Annotated in this window: 17 protein-coding genes, 1 tRNA gene and 2 rRNA genes; 10 read left to right on the forward strand and 10 right to left on the reverse strand. The window is 67.7% G+C overall.

Going from position 1 to position 22,292, the window contains the following annotated elements:
- Positions 1-318 precede the first annotated feature (318 nt).
- A 5S ribosomal RNA gene (rrf, locus tag GD627_RS14495) occupies positions 319-435 on the forward strand.
- A gap of 156 nt (positions 436-591) precedes the next feature.
- Here the strand turns inward: rrf (GD627_RS14495) and GD627_RS14500 are convergent.
- The gene (locus tag GD627_RS14500) at positions 592-1,473 is read right to left on the reverse strand and encodes an oxidoreductase (RefSeq protein ID WP_152273123.1); all 882 of its coding nucleotides are present in this window, start codon (positions 1,471-1,473) and stop codon (positions 592-594) included.
- 120 nt (positions 1,474-1,593) lie between these two features.
- On the opposite strand from GD627_RS14500, the gene GD627_RS14505 reads away from it, so the two are divergent.
- The 4 genes from GD627_RS14505 (at position 1,594) to GD627_RS14520 (ending at position 3,230) form a co-directional block, all read left to right on the forward strand.
- Positions 1,594-2,109, forward strand: coding sequence for a winged helix-turn-helix transcriptional regulator (locus GD627_RS14505; protein WP_152273124.1), 516 nt, complete (start codon positions 1,594-1,596; stop codon positions 2,107-2,109).
- Between the two features lie 70 nt (positions 2,110-2,179).
- A 5S ribosomal RNA gene (rrf, locus tag GD627_RS14510) occupies positions 2,180-2,296 on the forward strand.
- Positions 2,297-2,396: 100 nt separating this feature from the next.
- Entirely contained in the window at positions 2,397-3,038 is a 642-nt protein-coding gene (locus tag GD627_RS14515; protein WP_152273125.1) for a TMEM175 family protein, read from the forward strand.
- Positions 3,039-3,142: 104 nt separating this feature from the next.
- Positions 3,143-3,230: transfer RNA gene (locus tag GD627_RS14520), tRNA-Ser, on the forward strand.
- Between the two features lie 58 nt (positions 3,231-3,288).
- Here GD627_RS14520 and GD627_RS14525 read toward each other — a convergent pair.
- Positions 3,289-5,766 (reverse strand): ABC transporter permease, encoded by a 2,478-nt coding sequence (locus GD627_RS14525; RefSeq protein WP_152273126.1) that lies wholly within the window; start codon positions 5,764-5,766, stop codon positions 3,289-3,291.
- 2 nt (positions 5,767-5,768) lie between these two features.
- Entirely contained in the window at positions 5,769-6,524 is a 756-nt protein-coding gene (locus tag GD627_RS14530; protein ID WP_210250514.1) for an ABC transporter ATP-binding protein, read from the reverse strand.
- A gap of 147 nt (positions 6,525-6,671) precedes the next feature.
- On the opposite strand from GD627_RS14530, the gene GD627_RS14535 reads away from it, so the two are divergent.
- The 5 genes from GD627_RS14535 to GD627_RS14555 all read left to right on the forward strand — a co-directional run bounded on the left by GD627_RS14535 (position 6,672) and on the right by GD627_RS14555 (position 12,530).
- Complete coding sequence (locus tag GD627_RS14535; protein ID WP_152273128.1) at positions 6,672-7,985, forward strand: sensor histidine kinase; 1,314 nt, start codon at positions 6,672-6,674, stop codon at positions 7,983-7,985.
- The gene (locus GD627_RS14540) at positions 7,973-8,617 is read left to right on the forward strand and encodes a response regulator transcription factor (RefSeq protein WP_146363840.1); all 645 of its coding nucleotides are present in this window, start codon (positions 7,973-7,975) and stop codon (positions 8,615-8,617) included. The genes GD627_RS14535 and GD627_RS14540 overlap by 13 nt, the downstream gene beginning before the upstream one ends.
- 118 nt (positions 8,618-8,735) lie before the next feature.
- Entirely contained in the window at positions 8,736-9,572 is an 837-nt protein-coding gene (locus GD627_RS14545) for an SDR family oxidoreductase (RefSeq protein ID WP_152273129.1), read from the forward strand.
- Between the two features lie 44 nt (positions 9,573-9,616).
- Entirely contained in the window at positions 9,617-11,305 is a 1,689-nt protein-coding gene (locus tag GD627_RS14550; RefSeq protein ID WP_152273130.1) for a class I adenylate-forming enzyme family protein, read from the forward strand.
- Positions 11,298-12,530, forward strand: a complete 1,233-nt coding sequence (locus GD627_RS14555) for a beta-ketoacyl-[acyl-carrier-protein] synthase family protein (RefSeq protein WP_152273131.1) — start codon at positions 11,298-11,300, stop codon at positions 12,528-12,530. Before GD627_RS14550 ends, GD627_RS14555 begins: the two co-directional genes overlap by 8 nt.
- A 199-nt stretch (positions 12,531-12,729) precedes the next feature.
- Here the strand turns inward: GD627_RS14555 and GD627_RS14560 are convergent, their stop codons facing one another.
- From GD627_RS14560 to GD627_RS14590, 7 genes are all read right to left on the reverse strand, one after another.
- Positions 12,730-13,809 carry a phosphatase PAP2 family protein gene (locus tag GD627_RS14560; protein WP_152273132.1) on the reverse strand — a complete coding sequence of 360 codons (1,080 nt, stop codon included), beginning with the start codon at positions 13,807-13,809 and terminating at the stop codon, positions 12,730-12,732.
- A 105-nt stretch (positions 13,810-13,914) separates the two neighbouring features.
- Complete coding sequence (locus GD627_RS14565; RefSeq protein WP_152273133.1) at positions 13,915-14,526, reverse strand: DUF305 domain-containing protein; 612 nt, start codon at positions 14,524-14,526, stop codon at positions 13,915-13,917.
- A gap of 95 nt (positions 14,527-14,621) precedes the next feature.
- The gene (locus tag GD627_RS14570; protein ID WP_194266070.1) at positions 14,622-15,311 is read right to left on the reverse strand and encodes a DsbA family protein; all 690 of its coding nucleotides are present in this window, start codon (positions 15,309-15,311) and stop codon (positions 14,622-14,624) included.
- 165 nt (positions 15,312-15,476) lie between these two features.
- On the reverse strand, positions 15,477-16,394 hold the full coding sequence (locus tag GD627_RS14575) for an oxygenase MpaB family protein (protein WP_152273135.1): 918 nt from the start codon (positions 16,392-16,394) through the stop codon (positions 15,477-15,479).
- A gap of 45 nt (positions 16,395-16,439) precedes the next feature.
- Positions 16,440-19,751, reverse strand: a complete 3,312-nt coding sequence (locus tag GD627_RS14580) for an ATP-binding protein (protein WP_152273136.1) — start codon at positions 19,749-19,751, stop codon at positions 16,440-16,442.
- Positions 19,748-20,533, reverse strand: a complete 786-nt coding sequence (locus tag GD627_RS14585; RefSeq protein WP_152273137.1) for a DUF4194 domain-containing protein — start codon at positions 20,531-20,533, stop codon at positions 19,748-19,750. Before GD627_RS14585 ends, GD627_RS14580 begins: the two co-directional genes overlap by 4 nt.
- A complete protein-coding gene (locus tag GD627_RS14590; protein ID WP_152273138.1) occupies positions 20,530-21,975 on the reverse strand; it encodes a DUF3375 domain-containing protein in 1,446 nt (481 codons plus the stop codon). Before GD627_RS14590 ends, GD627_RS14585 begins: the two co-directional genes overlap by 4 nt.
- Positions 21,976-22,292: the final 317 nt, after the last annotated feature.

Below are 22,292 nucleotides of genomic sequence, written 5' to 3' on the forward strand. Positions count from 1 at the left end.
GGACTAAAGACCCGTGAAGCTGACCGGTACTAATAGGCCGATAACTTACACCACACCAGCACCTGGACGGACACGACTTCAAACGGTCCGTCAAAGTATAAAGGGTGCTGTGATCATGCTGCTTGCGTCCACTATGTGGTTCCCGGACAACAACCCGTTGTTGGCCTGGAACACGAACCGTGTCCCCCTTGTCCGGGGGGCGGGTTCACAACTTTTACCGCACTGCCGGCACCTCTTTTGGGGGGTCGGGACGTGTTGTAACCATTGTTTTCCCCACGCATACCCGGGTTTTTGGGTGTGTGGTGCGGGTGGAAGGGTTACGGCGGTCATAGCGTGGGGGAAACGCCCGGTCCCATTCCGAACCCGGAAGCTAAGACCCACAGCGCCGATGGTACTGCATCCGGGAGGATGTGGGAGAGTAGGTCACCGCCGGACAATTTTTGTTGAGAGGGTCAGGCCCCGCACCATGTGTGCGGGGCCTGACCTGTTTAACCCGCACTGTTCTTCTACCCGCAGTGGGGGAGGGAAGGGCCGGCGTCGGCTCCAGGCCAAGAGAACCCGGAGCATAGGCCCACGGCATGAGAATCCTCACTACCTGCCGAAACCGTCCAGGTCTGCGATGTCCTGCCCGGAGAGCACCACTGCTGCCCCGGCAATGTTGTCGAGAAGGTGTGCTTGGGAAGACGTTCCGGGGATCAGGAGGATGTTCGGGGAACGCTGCAGTAGCCAGGCCAGCGCGACCGACAGCGGAGATGCGCCTGCGCCGGCGGCCACCCGGGAGAGGGTTTCGGACTGCAGCGGTGTGAACCCGCCCAGTGGAAAGAACGGAACGTAGGCGATCTGCTCTCCGGCAAGCCGGCTGATGAGGGCGTCGTCGTGCCGGTGGGCAACGTTATACATATTCTGGACGCAGACAATGCGGGCAATACCCTGAGCCTCGGCAACCTGCCCATCCGTGACGTTGCTGAGCCCGAGGTCGCGGATGAGTCCCTCCTGCTGGAGCTCGAGCAAGGTCTGGACCGGCTCGGCCAGGGATCCCGACCGGGGACTGGCGGCGTCACCCATCCGCAGATTAACCAGGTCCAGTCGCTCCACGCCAAGGGTCCGAAGGTTGTCGTGCACTTGCCGGCGCAGAGCCGACGGTTCCCGCGCCGTCGGCCATCCGCCCTGTGCATCACGCTCCGCCCCCACCTTGGTGGCGATGACCAGGGACTCCGGATAGGGATGGAGGGCTTCATGGATCAGCTGATTCGTGTAGTGCGGTCCGTAGGCGTCACTGGTATCGATGTGGGTAATGCCCAGATCGACGGCCTCACGCAGGACGGCCAGGGCTCCGGCGCGGTCAGCAGGCGGTCCCATCACCCCGGGGCCCGCCAACTGCATGGCGCCGTACCCGAAGCGGGAAACGGTTCGGGCCCCCAAAGCCCAGTCTCCGCCCGGCAGCAGGGTGGCGGGTGTTGTGGATGTATTCATGATGCGCCTTTCACGAGGGAGTGGTGCTTCGGCTAGTCCTGCACCAGTATTGGAGAGCTGCTTCCTGCTGGGAAGTAGGCACTTTAAAGTGCGTACCCGCCACTCAGGAAAAGAGGAGCCGTGACTTCAGCGAATTCCACCGGGCGGGCTGAGGCCGCCGCAAACTTCAACGCGTTCCTCGCTGTGTGCCCCAGCCGCCAACTCCTGGACCGGATATCGAATAAATGGGTGGTGCTGGTGCTCTGCGCCCTCGCCGGGGACACAGCCGGGACCACAGCCGGGAACACTGCCGGGGACACTGCCGGGAATGCGGCCGTCGGTTCCGCCTCCCCGGCCGGAGGCATGGCAATGCGGTACTCGGCCCTCTCCAGAATGCTGGCAGGCGTCAGCCAGAAGATGCTCACCCAGACCCTGCGTTCACTGGAGCGCGACGGGCTCCTGACCCGCACCGTAACGCCGACCGTACCGGTCACGGTGTCCTATGAGCTGACGGAACTGGGCCGTTCCCTGTACAACGTGGTGCAGGGCCTGCGGTACTGGGCGCAGGAGAATATGGGTGAAGTGGCCGCCCACCGCCAAAAGTACGACGACGGCGCGGACGGTGGTCAAAAGTCCTCGCAGTACGCGGTAGAATAGAAGAGCAGAAACCCGAAAGGGCAGCCTGTAACCGAAGATTTCCCGCCGCGAGAGCAGCCGGGGCAAGGGTTACGGCGGTCATAGCGTGGGGGAAACGCCCGGTCCCATTCCGAACCCGGAAGCTAAGACCCACAGCGCCGATGGTACTGCATCCGGGAGGATGTGGGAGAGTAGGTCACCGCCGGACATACGTTGACGATAAGGATCCGCACAAAGATGTGCGGGTCCTTATCCGTTTAAGCGCTCCCGATCCTGACCCGGGGGTGGGAACAGGACACACTGGTCCCGTGTCGGGAAACAGTGAACACTCCCCGCGTCGGGTGGACTCCGGGCCTGATCTGGAACGCACCATGTTCTTCAGCGACGCGGTTTTTGCCATCGCCATGACCTTGGTGGCTGTGGATATCAAGGTTCCTGAGGTGCCGGCCGGCCAGCTGGGACAAGCCGTCGCCGAGCAGCTTCCGGAGTTTGCAGCCTACGTTTTGTCCTTTGCCGTGACTGCTGCCTACTGGCTGAACCACCACCGGCTCTTCCGCCTGCTGAGGGGCTTCACGGGCCGGCTGCAGCAGTTGAACCTGGTCCTGCTGCTCTTTGTGGCACTGCTGGGGTATGCCACGGATATGCTGGCCTTCTACGGGGACCAGGTGCTCGGCGTCGTGATTTACGCAGCGGCACTGGGATTGATCGGTACGGCCAATACGGGTTTGTGGATCTACTGCCGGCACGCCCGCCTGTTCGCCGCCGACGTCGATCCCCGGCTGCCCGCCTATGCCACGGTCCGTGCCCCGGTCACTCCCGCCGTGTTCTTCGCCTCCATTCCCGTGGCGTTCCTCTTCGGTCCGCAGGCAGCCATCCTGTCCTGGCTGGCCATCATTATCATCAGCTCCCTGCTGCATATTGCGGGAAGGCAGCACGCCGGGGCGGAGTGAGCCGGGCCGCTGTGGACCGGATCCAAAAAGCCCCTGGATTGCCCGATTCGTTGGTTTGGCCCTGCGTCGGGTAGTCTTATATCTGCTTCTTCGGGAGCAAGCCTGGAGGATTCGCCTAGCGGCCTATGGCGCACGCCTGGAACGCGTGTTGGGTTAACGCCCTCGGGGGTTCAAATCCCCCATCCTCCGCCAAAAAGAAACACCCCGGTCCTTTGGGCCGGGGTGTTTCTTTGTCTTCGGGGTCCCGGTCTCACCCCTGTTTCTCCGCCCGAAGAGCCGCGTGCGTGGCCAGCGCCACCGAGCCGAACCCGATGGCAGCCGCTGCGCCCGCAATGGCCAGGTACACCCACGGCTGGATGGTCGGCAGCGGCAGCCCCGAAACGCTCACCGCGATGCCCATCAGCGGCGGTACCGCCAGGGCGGTGCCGAGGACGACGGCGGCCACCACCAGCAGCAGCGATTCCGCCCCGGTCATCCGGCGCAGCTGCCGGTCCGATGCACCGAGGGAACGCAGCAGCATCAGCTCGGGCCGGCGCCGCGCGGTGGCCATCACCAGCGAGTTCACCACGGACAGGCCCACGTAGCCCAGCAGCACCAGCATCGCCACGATGTTGACCCAGGATTCCGCCTGCCGTTCCGCAGCGCCCGCAGCACCGGCGGCGTCCCGGTCCACCGGGGAAAGGCCCAGCTCTGCCAGCTGCCCGGCGACCTCGGTGCCGTCAGCGCCGTCGGCGGCGCTCACCAGGAGATAGTCGTTCAGTCCCGCGGTGGTGTGCTGGAGCAGGGTCTCATTGGCCACCGTCACGTCACCGAACCCCAGCCCCCGGGAATAGGTAGCCACCACGACGGCGGAAGTTCCGGTTCCGTCGCCGTAGTGGAAGGCGAACCGGTCACCCACGCCGACGCCGGATTCCCGGGCCAGGTTCACGCTCAGGGCCACGGTCTCCGGATCGGACAGCCGGTGCAGGCTGCCTTCGCTCACGCCCAGGTCCAGGGTGGAGTCCAGGTTCTCCGGATCCACCCCCTGGATGCCGTAGGACTCCAGGCCGTCCTCGGTGCCCAGGAACCGCAGGTCGGCCAGGACCGCGGAATGGGCCACGGGTGTGGCGGTATCCACGGCGGGCAGGCCCGAGACCTCGTCGGCCAGGTCTGCGGAGATTCCGGCGCCCGGTGCGCTGACCATATAGTCGGCCACCATGCCGTCGCGGGACTGCCGGTCCGCTTCCGTCTCCACCGTGGTGGGCATAAACAACTGCACCGAGCCCAGGGCGATGGCCAGGGCCAGGGGAATGATGCCTCCGGCCAGCCGCCGGGGGAAGGCGGAGGCGTTGGCTTCGGCCAGGGCCAGGGACGCGGAGGGGCTGCGGCCCAGCAGAGGCCCCACCAGCAGGAGCACACCGGCGACAATCCACGGGCCCAGCATCCCTGCGGCAATGATCAGCAGCAGCACGCTGGAAGCGGCAACCGCCAGCCCGGCGGTGCCGGGAATGGCTACGGGAAGCATCGCTGCAACAATCCCCGCCGCCAGCAGGACCAAGCCGCCCAGCCGGCGGCCCCGGCCCAGCTGCGACTTCTCCGTGACGGCTTCACGCAGGGCCGTGGTGGGCGACATGCGAACGGTGCCGCGGGCCGACACCAGCGAGGCCCCTACCGCGGCGGCGATGCTGAGGGCCACCGCAGCCAGTGCCGGCAGCGGACCGTAGGCCAGGGCGAAGTCCTCGGGAATGACGCCCCCCGCGGTGAACTGTGCGCCGAGGAAGTACGCCAGCCCGAAGCCCGGCGCCACGCCCAGGACGGCAGCAGCACCGGAAACCAGCAGGACCTCGCGCACGATCATGCCCAGCGTCTGCCCGCTGCCGGCGCCCACGGCGCGCAGCATGGCGAATTCCCGGCGGCGGGCCAGGATGGACAGGGACAGGGTTCCGGCCGTCACGAACACGGCGGTCATCAGGGCCACCCCGGCCAGGGACCCGCTGAGCAGCAGCAATGTGGAGCGGGCAGCGGACCCGCCCAGGTTCTCCACGTCGCCGCGGCGGTCCCCGGTGTAGGTGACGACGCCGTCCACGCCGGCTTCGATGTCTGCAGCCAGTTCCTTAGGTGCCACGGACCCATCGGCAATTACGCCCACGGTGGCGAACGTATCGGCGTGCGGCCACAGGGCGGCGGCACCGGCGGAACTGAGGAACACCGCGGGGGAGCCCGAGGCCGTCTCTGCCTCCGCGATGCCGGAGACGGTGTATTCGGTAGGCTCGCCGCCGTAAGAGAGGACCAGCCGGTCACCGGGGGCGGCTCCGAAGGACCCGTCCACCACCACGTCCCTGGCGGCCCGGGGCTCCTCCCCGGACGCCAGTGTGTACGGTGCCAGCACGGCGGAGTCCCAGTCCGAGGCCGAAAGGCTCCGGCCGGCGTCGTCGGTCAGGGGAACAGTGACGGTGCCTACCGCCTGCTCCACCCCCGGCACCTCGGCTATGCGGGCCACCAGATCGGCAGGAAGCAGGACCCGCTCGGAGAGCGGAGCGTCCATGTCCTCCACGACGGGCAGGGACTGCGGGGCGCCCACCACCACCTCGGCACCCTGCAGCCGTTCGGGGGCGGTGCCGCCGCGCAGGCCGGATTCAATCAGGACGCCCATGGCGGTGATCAGTGCAGCACACAGGAACACGGCCACGAACACTCCGGCGAATCCGCCGCGGTGGTGCCGGATCGATTCTCTGGCGAAGGACCACATGATCAGCGCCCGCCCAGGTAGGCCACGTGGTCGGTGACGTCGCGGACGGTGGCGCCGGCCATACTGCCGTCCAGCTGCCCGTCCGCCAGGAAAATGACGGTGTCCGCGGAGACGGCGGCCACCGGATCATGGGTCACCATCACCACTGTCTGTCCCAGCTCCGCAACGGTCTGGCGCAGCAGGTCAAGGACCTGGCGGGCGGTGCCCGAGTCCAGGGCGCCGGTGGGCTCATCCGCGAAGACCGCTGCCGGCCGGGTGATCAGTGCCCGGGCAATGGCGGCCCGCTGCTGTTGGCCGCCGGAAAGTTCCTGCGGTTTCCGCTCGCCGAAACCGTCCAGTCCCACGGCTTCGAGCACGTAGCCGAGCCATGCCGTGTCTGTTTCGCGGCCGGCCAGCAGCAGGGGCAGGGTGACGTTGCGGGCCACGGTCAGCTGCGGCAGGAGGTTGTAGGACTGGAAGACAAACCCCACGTGGTCCCGGCGGAACCGGGTCAGGGCTTTGCCGCGCAGGCGGGAGATCTCCGTTGCGCCCAGAAACACCTCACCGCTGTCCGGGGCGTCCAGCCCGGCCGCGCACTGCAGCAGCGTGGACTTACCGGAACCGGAGGGCCCCATGACGGCGGTGAAGCTGCCCTGCGGAACGGCCAGGGAGATGTTCCGCAGGGCGGGCACGGCGGCGGGGCCGGAGCCGTAGCTTTTCGAGACGCCCCGCAGCTGCAGGGCTGCGGGGGCGGAGAATTCGTCGGCATCGGTAAACATGGGGATCATCCTTTGATTCGGGCGGGCAAAGCTGACTGCCTTCGACGCTACGGATCGGGAAGACCGGTTCCGATACAGCCAGGCGGCCGGTTGGGGGTATAGCTGGCTATACCGACACGGCCCGGCGGCTCCGGCATAATCAGGCAGGTGACTATCCGTGCCGGCCTCGAATCCCGCCTCCGGGATGCGCGTTTCCTGCTGCGCGAGGCCGGGCACTGGCCGGCGTCGCTGGGGGTGCTGGTGGCCGGAATAGTGCTGCTGCCCTTCCTGCCCCTGGGCGTGGGCCTGTACGCGGTGCCGCGCCTGCTGGGGACGCTGAACCGGCTGGCGGCCGGGGCACAGGGCCGGGCTGCAGCATTTACCTCTGCAGTGATCCCGTTTGACCGGCGCCGGCTTTCCGGCCGGCATTCCTTCGGCGAGCTGGCAGCTTTGGTGAGCGCCCCCGAGACCAAGCGCGATGCGGCCTGGCTGGGCTTCCACAGCGCCTTCGCCCTGCTGGCCGGTGTCCTGGCACTCGCCCTGCCCGTCGGCGGGGTCCTGTACATTCTCGTTGCCCCGTTCTGGCCCCTGTTCCCGGCGGACGCGCCGCTGGAGCTGACCCTGACCGTCCGCAGCTGGACCGACGCCGTCCTCACCATGCTTCTTGGCCTGGTGTATGTGGCGGCCGGGTGGCTGCTGCTGCCGTGGATGGCGCGGCGCGTCGGCTCGGCCACCCTCGCGATTCTCTCGCCGCGGCGCTACGCCGACCTGGCCCGCAGGATCTCCGAACTCTCCGCGGCCCGGGCCAGTGCGCTCGCCGCCCACGCCGCCGAGCTGCGCCGGATTGAGCGGGAACTGCACGACGGCGCGCAGAACCGGCTGGTTGGCGTCGTGATGATGCTTGGGCTGGCGCAGCGTGCCGCGGAAACCGATCCCGCCGCCGCCGTGCCGTTTCTCGGCCGGGCCCAGGACGCCGCTTCCGAGGCCCTCGCCGGGCTGCGTGCCGCCGTGCATGACATCTACCCGCCCGTGCTGGATGAGCTTGGTCTGGGCGGAGCGGCGTCGGCCCTGACCAGCCGCTCATCCATTCCCTGCTCCCTGAATGTCACGGGCCTGCAGCGCGCCCCCGCAGCGGTGGAATCGGCCGCCTACTTTGTCCTCGCCGAAGCCCTCACCAACGCGGCCAAGCACTCCAACGCGAGCCGGATCGACGTCGTGCTGCGGACGGAAGCGGCCGCACGGGAGGAGATCCTGGTGGTCCAGGTGGACGACGACGGCGACGGGGGCGCCCGGGTAGCCGACGCTCGAGTAGGCGATGCCCGGGCAGGCGATGACCTGGCTGCTGGATCCGACCGGGGCGGCTCGGGCACCGGCCTGGCCGGAATTGCCCGGCGGGCGGCGGCCTTCGGCGGCAAACTGATCCTGACTAGTCCGCCCGGCGGACCGACACACCTGCGAGTGGAGCTGCCATGCGCCTTCTGATTGCCGAGGATGACGCCCTGCTGCGTGCCGGAATGCAGCTGCTGCTGCAGAGCGAAGGTTTCGAGGTGGCGGGGGCCTGGGACAACGCGGATGACCTGCTGGCCGCCTTTGAGCCCGGCTCAGCGGACGGTGCGGTGCTGGACGTCCGGATGCCGCCCACCTTCACCAACGAAGGACTGAAGGCTGCGCTGGAACTGCGGGCCCAGGTGCCGGATTTCCCGGTCCTGGTGCTTTCCGCGTATGTGGAGGACAGGTACGCCGGCCGGCTGCTGGGCTCCGGTGCGCAGGGGGTGGGCTACCTGTTGAAGGAGCGCGTGGGCAACGTGGGCGAGTTTGTGGACGGCCTGCGCCGCGTGCTGGACGGCGGCACGGTGATGGACCCGGAGGTGATTGCCCAGCTGTTCAGCCGCCGCAGCACCGAGGATCCCATCCGGTCCCTGACGCCGCGGGAGTTCGAAGTGCTGGGCCTGGTGGCCGAAGGGCTGGGCAACACCGCGATTGCCCAGGCCATCACGGTCTCCGAAACCGCGGTGAGCAAACACATCGGCAACATCTTCGCGAAACTCGGGCTCGCGCCGTCGGACAGCGGCCACCGCCGGGTACTGGCAACGCTGGCCTACCTGCGTTCCTAGCCCGGTTACCCGCTCTCCCGCAGCGGGTGCCACGGGTCCTGGCCCGGGTTGCCCTCCGGGTCTTGTTTCCCGGCGGACTCCGGTGACAAGGTGTGAGGCACACACCGGCGCAGGAGGCATGCACGTGGAACCAAGCGAGGCAAAGATCGCGCTGATCACCGGCGCCTCCCGCGGTATCGGGCGGCGGGTGGCCGAGCGTCTCGCGGGGCACGGAACCCACGTGGTGGTGAGCTACAAGCAGAACGCGGAAATGGCCAAGGAAACCGTGGCGAAGCTGCAGGAACTGGGCGGCGGCGGCATTGCGGTGCAGGCGGACGTGGAGAATCCCGAAGACATTGTCCGCCTTTTTGATGCCGCCGTGGATGAGTACGGGCGGCTGGACTACTTCGTCAACAACGCTGCCGCGGCTGCGTTCAAAAACGTGGTGGACCTGAAAACACATCACCTGGACCGGGCTTATGCCGTGAATGTGCGGCCGTTTGTACTCGGCGCCCAGGAAGCGGTGAAGCTGATGGATCAGGGCGGGCGGATAGTCGCGCTGACCAGTTACGGCAGCACCCGTGCCTTCCCCACCTACGCTGCGCTGGGCTCCTACAAGGCCGCCGTGGAGTCGTTCGTCCGCTTTATGGCCGTGGAATTTGCCGGCTACGGCATCAACGTCAACGCCGTCAACGGCGGACTGATTGACTCGGATTCACTGGACTACTTCTACTCCATGGACGGTATGGCGGCCATCGAGAGCGTGCTCGCCCGCATTCCGAAACGCCGGGCCGGCACCGTGGATGAAATGGCCGCTGCCGTGGACTTCCTGCTCTCACCCGGCGCCGAGTACATCACCGGGCAGGTGCTGGCCGTGGACGGCGGTCTGTCCGTGATTGCCCCGCCGTTCCATTCCGAGGCTTCGGGCCCGCCGATTCAACTTCCGGACCGGCCCACCCGGGACCGCCGTCAGTAGGCGGACCCCTTAGTCAGTAGCCGGACCCCTTAAAGGAGCCAGACGTGAGTTACGATCCAGCCCGCTACCGGAACTACTTCGAGCACTCCCTCACCTATGCCGCCGGGTTCGGGCGCAATGTGGCCCGGTACGGGGACAGCACCGCGCTGGTGGATCCGCCGTCGGGCCGCGAATGGAGCTACGCCGAGCTCGGCACCGCCGTGGATTCCGTGGCGCGGGCCCTGGCCGAACGCGGCGTCGGCCGTGGTGACCGGGTGCTGTACCAGCTCTACAACGGCGTGGAGTTCGCCCTGCTCTATCTGGCCACCCAGCGGCTGGGCGCAGTCAGCGTCCCGGTGAACTACCGGCTCGCACCGGCTGAAACCGCGCACATCCTGCGCGACAGCGACCCGACGGTGTTCGTGATCGATGCCGAGCATGCGGACGGTGCGCAGCGCGCCCTGGAACTGGCCGGGGTGTCCCCGGTGGTGCTGGTGGCAGGCGGGGACGACGCCGGACACTGGGGGATGGGGTCCGGGCACCTGGGGCAGGACTTCGACGCCGCGGTGGCCGAGGCTGCGGGCACGCTGCCGGAGCTGCCGGCGGACTTCTCCACCTTTGAGGAAAGCACCCGCTTCTATACCTCGGGCACCACCGGCATGCCCAAGGGGGTGCCGCTGCCGTCCATTGCCGAAGTGATGAGCGCGCATGACGTGATCATGCATTTCCCGCTCAGCCCGTCCGACCGGACCCTGAACATGACCCCCTGGTTCCACCGCGGCGGCCTGCACTCCGGCGGACCCAATCCGGTGTTCTACATCGGCGGATCCGTGGTGCCGCTGCGCAGCTTCAATGCGGCCACGGTGCTGGACTGGGTGGGGGAGCAGGGACTGACCTACCTGATCGGCGCGCCCACCACGCTGGAAATGATCGCCGTTGAACAGGAAAAGAATCCGCGGAACCTGGAGTCGTTGAACGGGATTGTCACCATGGGTGCACCGCTGGACCGGGCCGCCGCCATCCGGTATCAGGAGCTGCTCACGCCCCGGATCTTCAACGGCTACGGCACCACCGAGGGCTTCTGGAACACGTTCCTGCGGCCGGAGGATCTTCCGGCCCACGCCGGCAGTGCCGGGCGTGCGTGCACGGACGACGACGTCGCCGTCGTCCGCGTCTTCGAAGGCCGCCGCGGGCAGCCGCACGAACTGGCCGCCCGGGACGGCAGTGAAATAGGCGAAGTGATCATGCGCTCGCCGAAATCAGGGTTCAGCTACGCCAACCTGCCGGAGGTGGAGGAGGAGAAGTTCCACGACGGCTGGCTGTATCCCGGGGACATGGCCACCTGGGACGCCGAGGGGTACGTGACCATCATGGGCCGGACCGATGACATGATCATTTCCGGCGGCGAGAACGTGCACCCGGTGCAGGTGGAGGCCGCGCTCGCCGACCATCCGGACGTGCTGGATTCCGTGGTGGTGGGTGTGCCCGATGGCCAGTGGGGCCAGCGCGTGGTGGCCTATGTGGTGCGCCGCGGCGAGGAGGTGGACGCGGCGGGGCTGGATGCCTTCTGCCGTGAGCATCCGGGACTGGCGGACTTCAAACGCCCGCGCGGCTACCGTTTCGTGGACGAGCTGCCCATGACCGCCACCGGCAAGAAGATGCACTACAAGGTGGCTGATTCCGCCGCCCAGGACTGGCTGGATGGCCGGATGCATGTGCCCGGCGCTGCCCGGAAGGCACCAACGGATGGCTGAGCGTGTTGTCATTACCGGGATGGGGGCGGTGACACCGCTCGGGAACAGCTGGCCGGACACCTGGGCGGGGCTGCTGGCCGGGCGCAGCGGGATCGACAAGATCACCGCGTTCGACGCTTCAGAGTTCCCCACCCGGATTGCCGGGGAGGTGAAGAATTTCGACGCCGCCCAGTATCTGCCGGTCAAACGCCTGCGCCGGTCCTCCCGGGCCTCCCACCTTGCCGTCGCGGCGTCCCGCGAGGCGGTGGCCGACGCCGGACTGGGGGAATCGCTGGAGGGTACCGAAGCGGCGGTACTGATCAACAGTGCCGTGTCCGGGTATCCGGAGATCCAGGATGCCACTGAGACGTTGGGACGCGACGGTCTGCGGCCCATCAGCCCCAGTTTTGTGGCGTCCTCCCTGACCAACATGCCGGCCTGCGAGGTGGCCATTGATCTGGCGGTGCACGGGCCCGTGAATGCCAGTGCCCTGGCCTGCGCCAGCGGAACCGCAGCCCTGCTGGAAGCCCGCCGCCTGCTGCTGGCCGGGGACGCGGACGTGGTGGTGGCCGGCGGCACGGATGCGGCCATCACCTCGGTGATGTTCGCCGGGCTTTCCGCCATGCGCGGGCTGTCCCGGAACAACGATTCCCCGCAGGAGGCCAGCCGTCCCTTCGATGCGGACCGGGACGGGTTTGTGTTCGGGGAAGGTGCGGTGGTGTGCACGCTGGAACTGCTCAGCCATGCCCGTGCCCGCGGTGCCCAGGTGTACGCCGAGCTGCTGGGCGGTGCGTTGACATCCGACGCGTTCCACATTGTGGCTCCGGACCCCACCGGGCAGTATGCGGCGGAGGCCATCTGCCGGACTTTGGACAGGTCCCGGCTGAACCCCGCGGACGTGGACCTGGTCTGCGCCCACGGAACGTCGACCCTGGCCAATGACCGGACCGAAACCCTCGCCCTGCACACCGCCTTCGGCGAGCACGCGGCGTCGCTCGCGGTCACGGCACCCAAGTCCATGACCGGGCACCTCATCGGCGCGGCGGGCACCCTCGGATCCCTGCTGTGCGTGATGGCGATCCGTGAGGGCGTCATCCCGCCCACCTTGAACTACAGCACCCCGGATCCGGAGTGCGACCTGGACTATGTGCCTGGGACGGCCCGGGACGCAACGGTGCGGTACGCGGTGACGAATGCGTTCGGGTTCGGCGGGCAGAACGCCGTGGCGGCGTTCGGGCCGGTCTGAGCCGGGGTTTGTCCGGGGCTTTTTGGTGGGTGGGCGCCTGCGGGGCGCCTGCGGGCCCGGAACGGCGGCAACGAAATTTCCGCGCTCGCAGAGCTCGCGGGAAATATTAAAGCCGCCTTCCTCCGGGCCCTCCGGTGCCCCTCGGTTGCCAGCCTCCCGGGACCCGGTCCGTCAGCGTGCACCGCGGCGTACCCCAGACCTAGGCGCCGGTGGTCACCCGGTCCGGCTCGACGTCGGGCTCCGCCTGCGGGGTGCGCGCGGGGAAGTGCTTCCGGCCGGTCCCCACGGCTTTTGCTGCCAGCCAGACGGAGACGGCGCCGAGGGCGAATCCGGCGATCACATCAAGGACGTAGTGCCAGCCGAAGTAGATGGTGGCCAGCATAGTGAGTGCGGTGTAGATCCACATGAGCCAGCGGGCCACCTTGGGCAGGCGGGTCAGGTGGGCCATCAGGGCCGCGGTGAAAATGATGGAGACGTGCAGGGAAGCAAACGCGGCGATACCGTGCACGTTGTCGGTGGCGAACGGGTTGGCCAGCACTTCCACCCGCTCGGCATACAGGGTGTCCTGCAGGGCGGAAACCGGGGTTTCGGGAAGATCGTAGAACGGTGTTATGTCGGCGTACACCGGGCCGAGGGCGGGCAGTGCGTAATAGCTGGCTGTACCCAGGATCCAGTTGAAGGACAGTGCCGTGGCGTACCAGGCGCCGCGCTGGAGGTCATTGGACCAGACCAGGGCTGCGGCCAGGGACACCGGAACGAACATCATAAACAGCATGTAGACCCCGGCCAGCACCTCCGCCATAAAGCCGGTGCCCAGCAGCCCCTGCAGCACATCGGCGGGGTAGGCGCCGCCGGCCAGCCACTTGTCGGTGTCTTCCAGCAGGGGGTCCGTCAGGCCGTCGCGGAGGAACGGCAGGAAGCTCTTAAGGTTCCGGTAGGACATGTAGGCCAGGTAGAAGGTACCCAGGCCGGCCACGGCCACGGCCAGCCGGGGTCCTGCCCAGCGGGTGCGCAGCACGGAGGTCGTGGCGGCTCCGAATCCGCCCAGGTTCCGGCGTCGGGTGAAGGCCCGCGGGAACACATCGGCGGCGATCATCAGCAGCACCATCAGCGGCAGGCGAACATAGCTCGGGCCGAGGAAACCTTCGGGGTCCCGGACGGGAAGATCGGCGACGACGGCGGTCACCAGCATCAGCACGGTGAAGGCAGCTGCAACCAGGAGAGGAACACCAAAAAGGCTCCGCCAGGCGGATCGGGCATGCCCGGCTTCGATAGTCATTAGACTGTTTTACCGCATGATGGCAGCAACCAAGGGCATCAGATGCCCCCATGGTCAGCATGCTTTCGATCACACCGTAACGCCGTCTCGACGGTGCCGGCGGGTCTACAGCGCGGCGAGCATCGCGTTCATGCGCTCGATTCGCGGGAACCGGTCCTGGTAAACGCTGTGAGCCACTATCAGGACCTCCTCGTTCTGTCCGCTGCCCACTTGGAGCCGGTACTTGTCGAGCGCGGCTTCGTGATGCGCTGTCATGGATTCCAGGAAAATGCGGGAGGCTTCCGCCCCCTGGGCTGCTTCCAGGGCGGTCACCTCAGACGTGCTGAGCAGGCCCTTTCCCTGGGCGGTTTCGGCATCAGGGGTGGCCTCCGCCGGCTGGTCCCGGGCTTCGAGCCAGACCGTCAGGGTCTCCATTTCCGTCCCCTGGGTCTCTTTGATTTCCCCGGCCAGCTCCGCGACGTCCGGGCTCACGCCGTCCTTGGCGAGAATCATGTTGCTCATCTCCACTGCCCGCTGATGGTGCGGAATCATCGATTGCGCAAACAGCACATCAGCATCATTGTGGCCGAGCGGCCCGGTGGGTGCAGCGGTTTCCGGCGCAGCAGCATCCGTACAGGCGCTGACGCTAAGAACCACCGCCAGGACGAGGGCGGGAAGCAGCCTGAGCAGTGAGCGCGGGGAGCGACCCCGGGAACTGGCCTTGGACGGTGTGTTCATGGTTCCCCCTGAGGTGATGCATTGAGACCGGTGCCGCCCAGCGTATCCACCACACCAGGGTGGGGCAACGTTGGGCTGCACCGGATTCTGCGCGCTCAGTTCTTCAGGGTGTTGTCCAGAGGTTCGGAGATTTCGCTGTAGGCGCCGGTCTCCAGCTGTACGGCCGTCCCGTCGAGGTACAGAGTTGGGGTGCCGCGAACCTCCAGGTCCTGGGCATCCTGCAGATCCCGGGCCACGCGCTCCTTAACGGCGCCGGAAGAGTAGTCGGCTCGGAACTGATCCATGTCCAGGCCGAGGTCCTGAGCGTACTGGCTGAAGATCTCGTCCACGTTGGACGCGCCCTTCCAATCCTGCTGGTGCTCGAAGACGGTGGTGGCCATGGCCTCCATGGCACCCTGCTCGGCGGCGGCTTCCACCGCGCGGGCAGACGGTTCCGCATTCTGGTGTTTCGGCAGCGGGTAGTTCCGCACCACGATGCGGACCTGGTCCCCGTAGTCGGCCTTGGCCTGCTGGATCAAGGTGTCCATCATGGCGCAGTAGGGGCACTGGTAGTCGGTGAAGAGTACCAGGGTGGCCTGCGGGTCGGCCGGATCGGCGATGGTCCGGGCGTCCGCGGGGACCAGCCTGTCCATCTGGTCCGCCGGCACGGTGGCTTCTGCGGAGGGGGAGGCTGAGGCACTGGCCGAGGTATCCGGGGAGGAGGTCTCGTCCGGTGTCCCGCAGGACACCACTCCTCCGCTCACGAGCAGGCCGGCGATGATTAGCGAAGGTACAGCCCTGTGCATGGTTCCTTTCCTGTATCGGGGAAGCGCGCTCGGGCACGCGCCAGGTACGGGTTCGGAGATGCTGTTCTTTAATTTTTCCATCGTCGCTGCGGGGTGCGAAAGGGGCTTTTCCGGCCAACCCCTGTGATCTTGAGCGAACGGGCGCGTGACGGAAGCTACTGGTGGCTACTGCTCGGTGAGCCGGGCAATCCGCTCCCGCGCCGACCGCTCGCTAGGTCCCTGCGGCCCGAGCCCGAGCCGGATCACGCCCAGGACAAGTTTCACGGGAAACCTTACGGGCAGCGGAACGGGTCCCAGACGGGGAGCCCGCAATCCCAGCAGCTCCCGATGCCGAGGCTCCAGACTGGCTACGGCACCGGCAAACAGCACCCGGTAACCGAACCGCTGGTTCCGGGGCAGGGGAGGACGGCGCAGGAAGCCCAATGCCTCCTGCACGTAGTCGCTGCTGCGCAGTTGGGTGTCATACGAGGCCATCTGCTTGCGCAGCTCCGACTCGGAGCGGGGCGGATTTGGAATGCCCATCAGCTCCCCGGCCACCGCCCACTCGCCGACGTAAGCGTCCGGACCGCCGGGAATCGGCCCGCCGTAGCGCTGATGCGAGGAGAGGAAGGCATCGGTGAACGCCAGATGGACCCAGCGGGCAATCTCCGGATCGTTCGCAGAATACGGCTGCACGTCGTCGTCGGCGTCCACATAGGTGCCGTGCACCCGCTCGTGCAGGCGCAGCACCCAGTCCGACCCGGACTTCGCCGCATGCGTATCCCCGTAGGTGACGGTGAAGATCCAGCGGATGGTGCCGGCCAGCCGGCCCAGCGGATCCTCCTTGTAGTCGGAGAAATCGTGTACCCCGGCCATCGCCCCGGGATGCAGGGCCTGCAGCAGCAGGGCGCGGATGCCTGCGATGATGGGCGTCATGGACCCGTGCACCGCCCAGACTGCTGACTCGGGACCGAAGTGCCCGACGTCGTCGCCCTTCGCCAGATCGAGTTCCCACTGCGGAATTTCGGCGGCGTTGTTACTGAACGTGCCGATCAGCTGACGGCGCCAGGAATCGATGAACCGGGGAGGGGAAAGAGGACTCATCTTCCCCAGTCTCGGCCCGGCCGCACCGAAACGCCAGTGCGCCCGCTACCGCAGCAGGATGTCCACCGAGCGGGAATTGCCCAGCCCGCGCTCCAGCACACCGGACCGGTTGGTGACGTCGTCGCGCAGGATTTCCGTGACCGACCCCAGGAACCGGGAAAGGTCCACCTTGTCCTCCGGCGCGGCAAGCAGCAGCTGGAAGCCGAACTCGTGCAGTGCGTTGATGGACGCTTCCGCGAACGACAGCGACGACTTCACGAACGCCTCGTCCATCATCACCGTGCCGTAGGTGCTGAAGCCCTGGGACACAATGCCCAGCTGGTAGGCCAGCGCGGAGGCCATGATGAACGCGGTGAACCGCTGGCCCTCGCCGCCGGACATCAGCGACGCCTGCAGGTTGGTGTAGGTGTGCCCGCTGGCGAGGCGGTGGGTGCAGGTGATGGTCACGTGCGAACGGACATCGAGCACCTCCGCCCGCCAGCGCTTCTCCTCCGGATCCTTCAGCCGGTCCACCAGACCCTCGAGCGCGGCGTACCGGGCGTCCATGTCCGCCTTGTCCTGCCGTGACCCCATCATCGGCAGCGCGTTCTTCAGCTCGGTGCGGAACTTGTACGCGGCGTCGGGAACTGTGGTGGCCACCTCGATTTCCAGGTGGCTGCCGGCGGAGTATTCCACCCGGCGGAGCACGGAGTTCAGCGGCAGCAGGCGCGAGGAAATGCTGCGGCGTTCCTCATCGAGCAGCTGCAGCAGGTCGCTGAAACGCTCGTAGGTGCGGTTGTTGAAGTACTCGCGGAACTCGGCTTCGCGCTGCGGCAGGCCTTCGGAAATGATGTCCTCGAAGCGGTCCTCGTAGGCGCCGGCGGATTCCACGGACGTGCCGAAGTCCGACCCCCACTTGTCGCTGAACGTCTCGAACGTGCGTTCCAGCTTCGCGCGGGTTTCCAGCAGGGTCTTTTCCAGCCGGCCCTGCTCGGTGATCAGGGACCGCTCGACCTCGCCGGCGGCCTCCTTCAGGCGGGCCGGATCGGTCAGGTCCCCGAAGGGTTCGAACAGCTCGGCCAACGCGGACCGCAGCCCCTCGGACAGGGCCTCGGGTGCCTTCGCCGAGAGCGCGGTGCGGCGTTCGACGGCGGCGGCGAGGTCGGCGTCGAGCCTCGCGGCGTCGCCCTTGAGCACGCCGACCTTCTCGGTGGCTGCGGTGAGGTCCAGCTCGGCGGTGTCGAGTTCGAAGCGGATCTGCTCCAGATCGGCGTTGGCATCCCGGGCCGATTCCAGCCGGTCGGTGGCGACGGCGACGGCGGCCCGTGCGGCGTCGGCCGACAGGTCCTCCCAGGTCCGCTCATCGGCGGCGATGGCGCGCACGGCGGCGAGCCGGCGGACCAGCTCGTCCTGTTCGGAGGCGTGCTGCCGGGAGAGGTTGTCCGCTTCCTCGAAGACGCCGCGCAGGGCCAGCAGCTCGTTGCCGAGCGCCGCGACGGTGTCCTTGTTGTCGAAGCCCAGGACATTGTCCGAGGCCTTGGTGTGCCGGTCGTCCTTCTCCGTGGTGCTGCGGTTGCGCTTGACCGCACCGCCCAGGCTCACGCCCTTGGCGACGTCGGCGAGCCCGGCCGGGTCCTCGACGCAGACGAAGTCGTAGTGCGCGGTGATCTTCCGGGCCACCCAGCGGCCCATCTCCGTGTCCCGGGTGATGAGCTTGGTGATCAGGTCATCGGGACCGGGTTCGGTGGGCCCGTCCACGGGGACGGAGACGTCGATGCAGCGCACGTAGCCCTGCATGTCGTTTTCGCTGAGGAAACGGGTCACCGCAGCCATGTGCTCGCCGCGGACCAGCAGGGCGGTGGCCAGGGAACGCAGGGTGCGTTCGGCCGCCGGACGCCACTGGGCGTGTTCGGCGGGCAGGTCGATCAGTTCCGCGGCAAAGGGCATGTCCGCTTCGTTGATGCCCGTGGCGGCGCAGATCCGGGCGCGCTGGTCCAGGGATTCCTGCCGGATGTTGGACTTGCGCCGACGGAAGGAGCCAATTTCGTTTTCCAGCTTCGCGATCTGCCCCTTGAGGGACCAGGCCTCTCCGTGCGCGTTGCTGCTGCGCTCCTTGACGGCGTCCAGATCGGCGCTGAGGGACTTCACCAGCTCGGTGGCACGGCTGCGGGCGGTGACCAGCCCGGCGGGGGAGAAGTCGACGTCGATCCCCGCGGCGGCGAGCTCGTCCTTGGCGGCGTTTTCCACGGTTTCGCGGGAGCGCAGCTGCGCGGCGGCGGCGGCGAGTTCCCGTTCCAGGGTGGCGATGGCTCCGCCGCCCTCTTCGGTGTACCGGGTGCTGAGCGCATCGCGCTGGTCTTTCAGCGTGGCCCGGCGGGTTTCGGCGGCGGAGAGTTCGGAGCGGGCTGCCGTTGCGGCCTGCTCGAGTTTCTCGGCGGTGCGCTGCGCGCCTTCGAGGGCGAGGCGCTGCCGGTAGGCGGGCAGGCCTTCCTTGGCCAGGGCGCGGTTGTGGGCCAGCGCGTCCGCGGCTTCGCGGTAGCGGGTGTGCAGTTCGGGGACGGACTGCAGGTGGTCGCGCTGCTGCCGGGCGCGTTCGAGCTGGCGGCGGATGCTGCGCAGGTGGCTGAAGTCCTCCACGGCCTCTTCGGCGGCGGTGAGGGTGCGCGGGGTGTCCAGCACGTTGTTGCGGAAGAAGTCATTGACGGTGCCGCCCAGGCCCTTGCCGGTCTGCAGGATGCGCAGGAGGTTGAAGGCCTTCTCGTCCTCCACACCCAGGGCGTGGCGGTAGCGTTCGGCGAACATCTTGTGCGAATCGAACACTGCGGCGCCGGGCAGCAGGGTTTCCAGGCTTCCCTTGGTGAAGCGGCCGCGCATGCCGGCCTGCAGGGCCTGAAGGTCCAGCGGGCGGTTGTGCACCAGGTAGTAGCGGCCCAGGTTGTGTTCGGTGCCGGTGGCGGGGAGGTCCATGACTACAGAGAGGGAGGTGATCTGCCCCAGACCGTTGTCGAACGTCAGGCAGACCGCGGACCAGGTGGCGCCGGGGCGCTGGTAGGCGGTGCCCGCGCCGTCGTCGGCTCCCTGGGTGCCCAGGCGTCCGCGCATGTAGGAGAACGCGTTGCGCTTTTCCTCGGCGTTGGTGCCGGAGTTGTTCTGCGCAGCCTCGTTCATCCGCGGGCGGGCGTCCATGACCTGGAGCATGGCGTCGAAGATGGTGGATTTGCCGACGCCGGAGTCGCCGGTGAGCAGGGTGCCGGCGCGGTCCACCTTGATGGTGTGCGCGCCGTCGAAGGTTCCCCAGTTGACGATCTGCACGGAGGCGAGCCGGTTCTGGCCGGGGTTGATCAGGTCTCCCATGGGGAGGGTGGTTTCGATGCTCATGCCGGCTCCTCGCCGTCGTTCATTTCGTCAGCGGGGGTTTCGTCGTCGGGGGTGCCGTCCAGCTCCAGGGCGGGAGCGGCTGTGTCGTCCCCCGTGTCGTCCCCGCCGAGGGTCTGCATAAAGGTGATGATGTCGCCGATCTGGCTATACGGCAGGGCCAGCGGCAGGGCGTTGGAAATGACCCAGACGTTGTCCAGCTCGGTGGGGAGCAGCAGGCGGCGGTCCTGCACGAGCTTGCGGATGGCGGCGTCGGCCAGGTCCTCCACGGACTTCGCGTCGCGCTGGCCCGGATCCACGTAGCCCTCGAGCACCTCGAGGATGTCCTGCCGGGCGATGGTGGCCTCATTCCCGGTGCCGGTGTGGCGGTCCAGGATCAGCCGCATGCGCAGCAGCAGCAGGGTTTCCTCGCGGGTCATTTCGCGCTGGCGCTGCAGGGCGGAGGTATGCGGCTCGGCCATCTCCACCGGGCGCAGCAGGGCGACCTTGCGGTCCTCGTCAATGACCAGGGTCAGGAACAGTTCACTCAACCGGACGCGCAGCTGCTCCTGGTTGTCCACCACGGTCTCGTACACGCTGTCGCTCGAGCTGGCGTCGAGGTACGGGCCGCGCAGCAGCCGGATGAGGGCCTGGCGCAGCTTCAGCGGCAGGGTGCCGGTGTCGCCGGGGAACAGTTCCGGGCCGTCGACGAGGAGGTCGCGCGGGGCGGGTTCAGCGTGCTCTTCTTCCCGCTCCGGGTGGAATTCCTCCGGGGCGGCGGTCAGGTCTGCGGTGGTCTCGCTCATTTTTCGGGGGCTTTCGCGACGGCGACGTCGGGCAGCAGCGCGGTGCGCTCGCTGCCGTCGATCTGGGTAAAGATGACGGATTCAAGGGTGTCGCCGGCAGCTGAGCCGCCGGCGAGCAGGGCACGGATGCTGTTCAGGTGCCGGTGTTCGGGCGGCAGCTGCTCGAACACCTGGGCCACGGTGGCGCTGGCGCGGGTCGCCGTCGCCCGGGAGACGGCGTCGGCCAGCACCCGCCGGTCCGCGCGCGGAGTGCGGACCGAGCGGTGGATGTCCGCCTCGGTGAACTGCGGCGGTTCGGGCAGGGTACGCGGGGCCGCGTGGTCCTCGGGGTTGTAGACCCGGACCATGCTGAGGGATTCGAAGCCCGAGCCGTGCAGCTGCGGTGCGGGGACGACGGCGGCGCGGCGGCGTCCGCGCGGTGCCTTGTGGATGGCGGTTTCGGCGGCGCGGATGAGCTGGCGCAGCTGCACGGATTCCCGGTACTCGTCGCTCTGCACGTAGGTGTGCATGGATTCGGAGAGCCGGCCGTAGATGCGGTGGATTTCGGTGGCTTGGTCCCGCATGTCGCTGATCAGCCGGTACAGGCTCTGCCGGTCCTCGGGGCTCATGTCATCGGCGAAATCCCGTTCCAGCACCTCCGCGATGGCGGCGCGGAAGCGGGCCTGCTGGTCGGCGTCGTTCAGGAACGCGGTGAAGCCCTCGTAGGTGCGGCCCTCGGCGGTGCTGCGCAGCTTCTTGTCCGCTTCGAGGATTTCGCCCATGGTCAGGCCCTTGGCGGCGTTGGATTCCACCATTTCCTGGCGCAGGTCATGCAGCATCTTTTCCAGGCCGTCGCGCATGCGTTTGAAGTCGGCGGGCAGGGCGGCGGCGAGGTCGAGGATGTCGCGGGCGGCTTCGACGGCGGTGTCGTCCGGCAGGGGCGGGGGAGCCTCGCCGGATTCCAGGGCACGGATCATTTCCTCGCGGCGGGCGACCTCTTCCTTGAGGACCGCGATGCGGGCGGCCGGGTCCGGGTTGGATTCCTGCGCGAGGTTCTCCACCCGGTCCAGCAGGGTGGCCAGGCGGGATGAGTTCAGGGACGTTTTGTCGCTGGTGTAGCCGTCCAGGTAGGAGAGGAAGCGGGCGGAGGATTCGGTGAGTTCGTAGACGAACTTTCCGTCGGCACGGGGGCGGGCGAGGAAGCGGCGGGCCACCCAGTCATCGGCGTAGTTCCGGCCGGTCCAGTCTTCGCGCAGCTGCACGCCGTCCATGCGGAGCCGGGTCAGGAAGGAGTCCGTCATCGCGTGGAAGTCGTCCAGCGGAACCCGCGGCCGGGTGCGGGTGAAGGCCTCGCGGAAGAGCGCCGGGACCCAGGCGTTGGCGTTGGTCAGTTTCCAGCCGGGGGAGGCCTGGAGCCGCTGCAGTTCGGCCCAGCGGGCAACGGCGTTCTCGATGAAGGACATTCTGCGCTTTCCGCCCGTGCGGTGGGGGTGAAACGGGCCTCCTCGATTTTAGCCGGGCGGGAGGCTGGGGCGGGTCAGCGGCGTGCGGTGTCGGGGGCTGGTGGGTGTTGCGACTCGAGTATGGAGCGGCTCCTCGGCAAATCCGGCATTTTTCCGGGTTGCCGCCCCTCCTCTATAGCCGCTTCTCGAGCTGGCGCTTTCTCGCTCGGTCCGAAGGACTTGGATGCGAGGGTGATTCGCTAGTTCCTTTTGTCGACCATCGCGAGTTGGATGAAGTCTTCAGCCGCCAGCGGCGTAGGTCCACCAGGATTGCGGGT

The sequence above is a fragment of the Arthrobacter yangruifuii genome, from assembly GCF_009192775.1.
GTDB classification, from domain to species: Bacteria; Actinomycetota; Actinomycetes; order Actinomycetales; family Micrococcaceae; genus Arthrobacter_B; species Arthrobacter_B yangruifuii.